General features: G+C 54.5%; 8 protein-coding genes. 1 reads left to right on the top strand and 7 read right to left on the bottom strand.

Annotated elements, in window-relative coordinates; translation table 11 throughout:
• From Q7O77_RS11775 to Q7O77_RS11745, 7 genes are all read right to left on the bottom strand, one after another.
• The coding region (locus Q7O77_RS11775; RefSeq protein WP_304167366.1) for a 4'-phosphopantetheinyl transferase at positions 1-517 on the bottom strand (517 nt) is incomplete at its 3' end.
• Between the two features lie 90 nt (positions 518-607).
• Entirely contained in the window at positions 608-1,885 is a 1,278-nt protein-coding gene (locus Q7O77_RS11770; protein WP_304167363.1) for a NupC/NupG family nucleoside CNT transporter, read from the bottom strand.
• A 390-nt stretch (positions 1,886-2,275) separates the two neighbouring features.
• Positions 2,276-3,124: a TatD family hydrolase gene (locus Q7O77_RS11765; RefSeq protein WP_304167360.1), complete on the bottom strand. Its 849-nt coding sequence runs from the start codon at positions 3,122-3,124 to the stop codon at positions 2,276-2,278.
• A 271-nt stretch (positions 3,125-3,395) separates the two neighbouring features.
• Positions 3,396-3,557: a DUF1328 domain-containing protein gene (locus tag Q7O77_RS11760; protein ID WP_085653131.1), complete on the bottom strand. Its 162-nt coding sequence runs from the start codon at positions 3,555-3,557 to the stop codon at positions 3,396-3,398.
• 249 nt (positions 3,558-3,806) lie between these two features.
• On the bottom strand, positions 3,807-4,424 hold the full coding sequence (gene osmY, locus Q7O77_RS11755) for a molecular chaperone OsmY (protein WP_304167356.1): 618 nt from the start codon (positions 4,422-4,424) through the stop codon (positions 3,807-3,809).
• Between the two features lie 398 nt (positions 4,425-4,822).
• Positions 4,823-6,412 carry a peptide chain release factor 3 gene (gene prfC / locus Q7O77_RS11750; protein WP_304167353.1) on the bottom strand — a complete coding sequence of 530 codons (1,590 nt, stop codon included), beginning with the start codon at positions 6,410-6,412 and terminating at the stop codon, positions 4,823-4,825.
• Between the two features lie 257 nt (positions 6,413-6,669).
• Positions 6,670-7,350 carry a YtjB family periplasmic protein gene (locus tag Q7O77_RS11745; RefSeq protein ID WP_304167350.1) on the bottom strand — a complete coding sequence of 227 codons (681 nt, stop codon included), beginning with the start codon at positions 7,348-7,350 and terminating at the stop codon, positions 6,670-6,672.
• 140 nt (positions 7,351-7,490) lie between these two features.
• Between Q7O77_RS11745 and Q7O77_RS11740 the strand changes: the two genes are divergently transcribed.
• Positions 7,491-8,002, top strand: a 512-nt coding sequence (locus Q7O77_RS11740; RefSeq protein WP_304167347.1) for a DUF5609 domain-containing protein, incomplete at its 3' end; no start/stop codon positions are given.

Raw genomic sequence — 8,002 nt, 5'->3', positions numbered from 1 at the left:
CCTTGGCGGAGAACGCCAGCGTCAGCAACGTCGAGAAACGACCGGGGAACGTCTCATGCAACCAGTCGAACTCTTCATCGTTGATGATCCCCGGCCACAGGCTGTTCGCCCGCTCCTCGCTCATGACCGTCTCGACATCCAATCCGACGTAGGAGGCCGTATCCTGACGCATGTGGGCCGCGCAGAGCGCGCAGTCTGCGTTATGGCTCAACGACCCAACGATAAAGTCGGGCCACTGCGGCGAACGATCCTCGCCGTTTTTCAATGTGTATCGCTCAACCCCCAGGCGTTCAAGCACCCGGCGGGCGAGATAACGTCCGGCCAGATACTCAGCCCGACGCTTAGGCACTGAGCGTGCAATTTCTGCTGTGAAAGGAATCCCCGCACGAAAGAACAAATCATCACGATAAGTCCGCAGGGAGAAATGGCAGCGAGCCCCTACCCCAGGGTAAATAGCTTCGCTGTCAGCCTGGTGGAACGTAACCCACTCTATATCTTCTATAAAAACAGAAAGCATATTCGTTAACTCTTCAAGCGGAACATAGTGCATATGCCACTAGTTCACAGTACAGAGAAGCAGCAGCGCCACCTCCCTGTAAAACACTACTCACAAAGCCAGAAAGAAACCGGCGATACTGGCGCTCATCAGATTCGATAGCGTTCCTGCCGCAATGGCTTTCATTCCGAAACGGGCAATGTCCTGACGTCTATTCGGGGCCATGCTGCCCAAGCCGCCGATGAGAATGGCGATAGAGGACAAATTAGCGAAGCCGCACAGCGCAAACGAGACAATCGCTTTAGTGTGTGTAGACAGCACCTGTAAACCGGAGGCCGCGACAATATCGTCAGGCTTGAGGTAGGGGCTCAAATTCAAATAGGCCACGAATTCATTAACAACCAGCTTCTGGCCGATGAACGAACCGGCAACGGTCGCTTCACTCCACGGCACGCCGATCAGGAATGCCACGGGGGCAAAAATCCAGCCCAGAACCAGCTCGAGGGACAGCTGAGGATAATCGAACCAGCCTCCGATTCCGCTGAGGATACCGTTAAGTAAAGCAATCAAAGCGATAAAAGCCAGTAACATTGCGCCAACATTTAGCGCCAATTGCAAACCTGACGCCGCACCGCCCGCCGCTGCGTCGATCACGTTGCCCGGTTTCTGTTCTTCACCGTCGAAATTCTGCACCGTATCGCGGTCATGCGTCTGTTCCGTTTCCGGCATGATCAGCTTGGCAAACAGCAGGCTGCCCGGCGCGGCCATAAAGGAAGCGGCGATCAGATACTCCAACGGCACACCCATCTGCGCATAGCCCGCAAGAACGGAAACGGAGATAGAGGCCAGCCCGCCGCACATGACGGCAAACAGTTCGGATTGCGTCATACCCGCAATATAGGGACGCACCACTAACGGCGCCTCCGTCATGCCGACGAAGATATTCGCGGTGGCGGAGAGAGATTCGGTGCGCGAGGTCCGCAATAGCCACTGTAGGCTGCCGCCCAGCAGGCGGACGACCCACTGCATGATGCCGAGGTAGTACAGCACCGCGATCAGGGAAGAGAAGAACACAATCATCGGCAGTACCCGCAGCGCAAAGACAAAACCGCCGCCGCCGAAAATCTCGAACATTTTATCCGAGGCCAGACCGCCGAACATAAAAGCGATCCCGTCATTGCCGTAGCCGATGACGTTACCTACGCCGGACGTGATGCTGGCCAGGATCTGACGCCCCAGGGGAACATATAGCGCCAATACGCCAATACAGATCTGGATCAAAAAAGCGCCTAGGACCGTACGAACGCTGATAGCCTTACGGTTATTAGACAGCATGATTCCGACCAGGATTAGTACGGCCATCCCCACCAGACTCATCAATATTTCCATGGAAAATCCCTTTAATAGAGAAAGTAATAAACAACAAAGCCTATGCTACTGCCAGGGTGCGTCCCTTCTCTTTAGAAAACTTAACAAACGGAGAAGTGGGCCGACAAAAGGCATATCGGCAGCAGCCAACGATGCATACAACATTAAATGAATAAAAACGTCAAATATTCTGAAATATTGTACATTTTGGGATAAAAGTGCATTATTCCTCCTCTTTCTACCCACTATTCATTACGTTACCTATTGTCATAAAACAATAAAACGTCATATCGCAGCCGCGAATAGAGTGGGTCAGAAGAGGAAAATGGATAAGTCTGGCGGGAAGAAAAAGGGACTATTCCGGCATTATCAAACCGGATGTTAAATTTTTTTGTCGCTTATAACATGTGATTAGAATTCATCCATCTCAGAAAGCTGGAATAAACGCTGCGAATTTGTCCAGAGGGCCGCGACTAATTGCGTCGATGTTTCTTCCCGCAGTTCACACAACGACGCGAATACGTCGCGTAGGCGTTCCGGCCGATTGGGCGCCCCCTGATGACCCGATACAGGCATATCCGGCGCATCCGTTTCCAATAACAGAAATTCCAACGGCAATTTCGCTATCGCTTTGCGTGTTTTGCTGGCGCGCGGATAGGTGATAGTGCCGCCAACGCCGATATAAAAGCCCTGCCGGATAAACGCCATCGCCTGCTCATAGCTGCCTGAAAATCCATGCACCACGCCCGTGCGCGGCAACGGATATCGCCGTAGTATCGCCGCCAAACGGTCATGTGTCCGCCGGGAGTGCAGGATCACCGGCAGATCGTGACGACGAGCCAGCGCCAACTGTTCGCCGAGAAAGTGGCATTGGCGATCGAACTGTGGATCGTCCATATAGAGATCCAATCCAATCTCACCGACCGCGACTACGCTTTCCCGATGCGACTGCAGCCGGGCGTCCAGCAACGCTAAATCCTTTTCGTCATGACGATCAATATATAACGGGTGCAATCCCAGCGCCGCATGCAAACCAGGCCACCGTTGGGCAAGTTGCAGGATGAGGTCGAAGTGATGGGCGTCTACCGCAGGGATAATGATATCGGTAATGCCCGCGTCCTGAGCGCGTCGCAGGCTGTCAGACTCGTCATTCAGAAACAACGGAACGTCAAAATGGCAGTGGGTATCGATCAGCGGACCCGGCGTGTCAGAGCGTCGGTCGGTCTGGCTGGCAGTTTGTTCAAAACCCGGCGTAAGCATATGCGGCCTCCATGCTGAATGAGAGGAAGTGAGGATAGCAGTTACCCGCCCTCAGCGACATGTGCCTGCGACAGACCTGTCCGCCGGCCTTTTATCGGATGGGAGCCAACGCAAGACGCAGCCTATCGGGATAACGCGAAAGACAGGCAGCCTTATCCGTTGGATATAAAACCGGCCCGCACATCCTTATGGATGCCGGGCCGACGTTAACCGACGTGATAGAGCACAGACTGAAGTTCACGTCCTCAGCGACACCTACAGGCCGCTATCGCTATGGACGCCTGCGTCCCATAAAGAGACTGATCAGGAATAGAATGATACCAATCACGAAGACGATTTTAGCTGCACTCGCCGCGACACCCGCCAGTCCGCCGAAACCCAGCGCGGCGGCGATCAGCGCTACAATCAGAAAAATAATACCCCAACGAAACATACGCTCTCCTTCAATATCGGGTGATTAAAGTGATGTTGTTGCAGCCAGCGTCTTAGAACGCAACGCGGCTATCCGACGGGGCAGAACCATGAGCCCGAAACCGCGCTCATTGGTCTGATGGCGCCGAAGCCGCCCTGAGCGAAGATACCGTCGGTGAGTCGTCCTGACAGGCGCGGCGGCGAGATAGCCGCCGCGCAGATGTGATCGCGGGTTACCCGAGGAACGGCATAACCCGGAGTCGGAGCTGAATTAGGATTTAACCGTCAGGTCATTCTTGACGCTTTTGACCCCTTCAACAGTCTTGGCCAAACTTTCCGCCTGAGCAGACTGTGCCGCCGTCGATACCTGACCGGTCAGCTGCACAATGCCGTCATGCGTTTCAACTTTGATGTGGCGAGACGGAACGATGCTGTCCGCCAGGAATTTCGCTTTGACTTTGCTGGTGGTTACCGTATCTCCGGCATAAGCGCCGACGGTCTGGGAACCTTTTTCATCTTTGACCTGCAGCTTATCGCTGACGGACTTCACGCCCTCGGTCTTGCTCGCGATGCTGACCGCGTGCGCGGAAAGATCCTGGCTTGCGACAAAACCGCTCAGGGTTACGACGCCTTTAGACGTCGCGACGGAGATGTCGCCGCTATCAATCGTTTTATCTTCCAACAGCGCGCTTTTCACCTTGGCGGTGATGGTGCTGTCATCCAGATAATTTCCTGCAGAAGTCATGGAGCTATCGACTTTCTGTCCGGTGGTGTCGGCCACGTTCTTCACTTTCTGGCTGAACGTTTCTTCTGCCATCGCCTGACCGCCCAGCAACATAGTACCCAGAACAACGGCCATTACTGATTGTGCAATCTTGGTCTTTTTCATCTAGATCTTCCTTTTTGTTGCCACTGTTTCACTGCACGGAATGTGCTCATAAAGAGTCAATCACGGGGCTAGCGCATCGTAGCCGGCATCGGCCACTAAATAGATTGTCATGCCGCAAATTACCAACACATCAATACAACTCGCTGCCTCTCGTTAAATTAACAGTGAAACAAACTAGAAATGTCGTACACATAGTTAACTATAGCCGACTGCGGATAAAAACCCAGACCACCCGATGAAAAAGACAGCAAATTCGAGAGATTCAGATTTGTCCGTGCGGTAAAACGAGGTCTGACGTGGAGGGAATGGGAGTTAATTATTTGAAATATATTGATAAAATAGCAAAAAGCCAGGCGTGAGCCTGGCTTATGTCATCTGCGTAAATCTTAAGCAGAAAATTAATGTTCGCGCGTTTTATGGAACTGTACGTCAGGGTAACGTTCCTGAGTCAGATTCAGGTTGACCATGGTGGGCGCCACATAGGTCAGGTTGTCGCCGCCATCCAGCGCCAGATGCTGTTCATTCTTACGCTTAAACTCTTCCAGCTTTTTGACGTCGCCGCATTCTACCCAGCGCGCGGTCGAAACGTTGACCGACTCATAAACCGCTTCCACGTTGTACTCCGTCTTCAGACGGGCAACGACCACATCAAACTGCAGTACCCCAACCGCGCCCACGATCAGATCGTTATTGATCAGCGGACGGAACACCTGCACAGCGCCCTCTTCAGACAGCTGAACCAATCCTTTCAGCAGCTGTTTCTGTCTCAGCGGATCGCGCAGACGAATGCGGCGGAACAGCTCAGGGGCAAAGTTCGGAATACCGGTGAACTTCATGTCTTCGCCCTGCGTGAACGTATCGCCAATCTGGATGGTGCCGTGGTTATGCAGGCCGATGATGTCGCCGGGATAGGCCTCTTCTACATGGGAACGGTCGCCCGCCATGAAAGTCAGCGCGTCCGCGATCGTCACATCTTTGCCGATCCGCACCTGACGCAGCTTCATGCCTTTCTCATATCTACCCGACACGACGCGCATGAAAGCAACGCGGTCGCGGTGTTTCGGGTCCATATTGGCCTGGATCTTGAACACGAAGCCGGTGAATTTCTCTTCCGACGCGACCACTTCACGCACGTTGGTTTTACGCGGCATCGGCGTCGGCGCCCAGTCGACCAGCCCATCCAGCATGTGGTCCACGCCGAAGTTACCCAGCGCGGTGCCGAAGAAGACCGGCGTCAAATCGCCGCTCAGGAAAGCCTCTTCTTCGAATTCGTTGGACGCGCCCTGTACCAGTTCCAGCTCTTCGCGCAGCTGGGCCGCCAGCTCTTCGCCGACCGCGCTGTCCAGCTCAGGGTTATCCAGCCCTTTAATAACGCGCAGTTCCTGGATGGTGTGCCCCATTCCGCGCTGATACAGGTAGGTTTCGTCTTTATAAAGGTGATAGACCCCTTTAAACAGCTTGCCGCAGCCGATAGGCCAGGTGATGGGCGAACAGGCGATGTTCAGCTCGCTTTCCACTTCATCCAGCAGCTCCATCGGATCGCGAATGTCGCGGTCGAGCTTGTTCATAAAGGTCAGAATCGGGGTATCGCGCAGACGGGTAACGTCCATCAGTTTACGTGTACGATCTTCCACCCCTTTCGCGGCATCGATCACCATCAGACAGCAGTCGACAGCGGTCAGCGTGCGGTAGGTATCTTCCGAGAAGTCTTCATGCCCCGGGGTATCCAGCAGATTGACCAGGCTATCCCGATACGGGAACTGCATCACGGACGTCGTGATGGAGATACCACGTTGTTTTTCCATTTCCATCCAGTCGGATTTGGCGTGATGATTAGAGCCGCGGCCTTTTACCGTACCGGCGGTCTGGATCGCCTGTCCGAACAGCAAAACCTTTTCCGTGATGGTGGTTTTACCGGCGTCAGGGTGGGAAATAATGGCAAAAGTCCGTCGTTTCGAGACTTCGCGGGCAAATTCACTTGGAGACATGTTGTTCAGGCTTCTTCAGGTTAGCACCCGGCGTCAGCATCAGATCGCAGCGATGTCACGTCAGGCAGAGCGGAAATCAATCGTTAAGCGGGGCATTTTCTCTGATTTACCAGTCATAAACAATCAGTGACTGAAAGACGCACCTTTTCTTTACCGTTTATCAGCCCCACGGCGGCGAACGAGCCTATGGTCAGCCGCGAGCGCTGCGGGAAACATTTTTATGAAGCATGACGCCATATAAAGGAGTCCGCCGGCGGTCAGCGACGAGAACCAGGCTCGTGCGAAGCATCACCATTTTCGTCGTCGTTATCCGGATCGTCATCCTCAACCGGCGTATTGGCGGTCAACAGATAGGGCGACTGCTGCCAGCGGGAACGGCGGTGCTGCAACAGCGTTCGCGCAAGAATAATGCCGATGGCCAGCGCGAGCAGGATCATCAGCCGAAGAATATTGGTCGTGTTGTCCACCTGTTTGGCTTCAGTCGCCAGCACATGAGTGTCCAGCGTCACGCGGAGAAAGCCAATCGGCCCGTCTTTACCGTTGATCTGTTCGACCAGTTGATGGTTGAAGTAGCTACCGGCCCGATTGCCATCCAGCGCCAACCGGTCGCGTAACGGGATCTGCTCCCCGGCCCGCGATATCAGCGTACCGTCCAGCGCATAGATGCCTGCGTCCAGAATCCGGCTGCGATCGGTCAGATTGCGTAACACGTCGTGGATCCGCTGGGTGTTGTCATCATTGCCTTCCAGCAACGGGGTCAGGCTAAACGCGACCTGACGGGTCAACGTCCGCGTCAGCTCTTCAACCTGTTCAGAGCGAGCCATTTGATGACTGAGGCTAAAGTACGACGATCCCTGCATAAGGATCACCAGCAACGCCAGACAGATCAGCACAATAGCCGTACGATGTAAGCGAAATTTCAACCGAGCCCGAACCATGGGAACACCTGAGCGATTTGGAGAGTTTAATGTTGCCAGAAGCGTTGACGATAGGATAGCTTGTTGCGTTGTTTTATCATTGTCCTCTTTATGACCGTTCTACGTCGTCAACACAACACCCGCAGGAAAGGATTTACCCCATGTCGAACCGTTTGACCTATCGCGATCTGCCCGTTGAGATCAATTGCTGGCCCAATTTGCCGCTGTCGCTCAGCGGTGACGAAGTCATGCCGCTGGACTATCGGGCGGGCAACACCGGCTGGCTGCTCTACGGCGACACGCTCGACAAAAACGCGTTATCCCGTATGCAGCGCCTGCTGGATGAACCGATGGTCATCGTAAGCGCCTGGAGCGTAGGCGACTATCAGGTCGTTCGACTGGCGGGCATTCTGACGCCGCATATCGCCGAGTCCGCGCACACGCTGGGGCTGGACGTGGCCGCGATGGGGAATCACCCCACCCTGCGCTCGCCCGGTTTGCTGGTCATGGATATGGACTCCACGGCGATCCAGATCGAGTGCATTGATGAAATCGCCAACCTGGCGGGCGTGGGCGATCAGGTGGCGGCGATCACCGAACGCGCGATGCAAGGCGATCTCGACTTCTCTTCCAGCCTGCGCGAACGCGTAGGCACACTGAAGGGCGCCGATGC

Source organism: Lonsdalea britannica, from assembly GCF_946477055.1.
GTDB lineage: Bacteria > Pseudomonadota > Gammaproteobacteria > Enterobacterales > Enterobacteriaceae > Lonsdalea > Lonsdalea britannica_A.
This window is presented reverse-complemented; position numbering and strand designations above follow the sequence as displayed.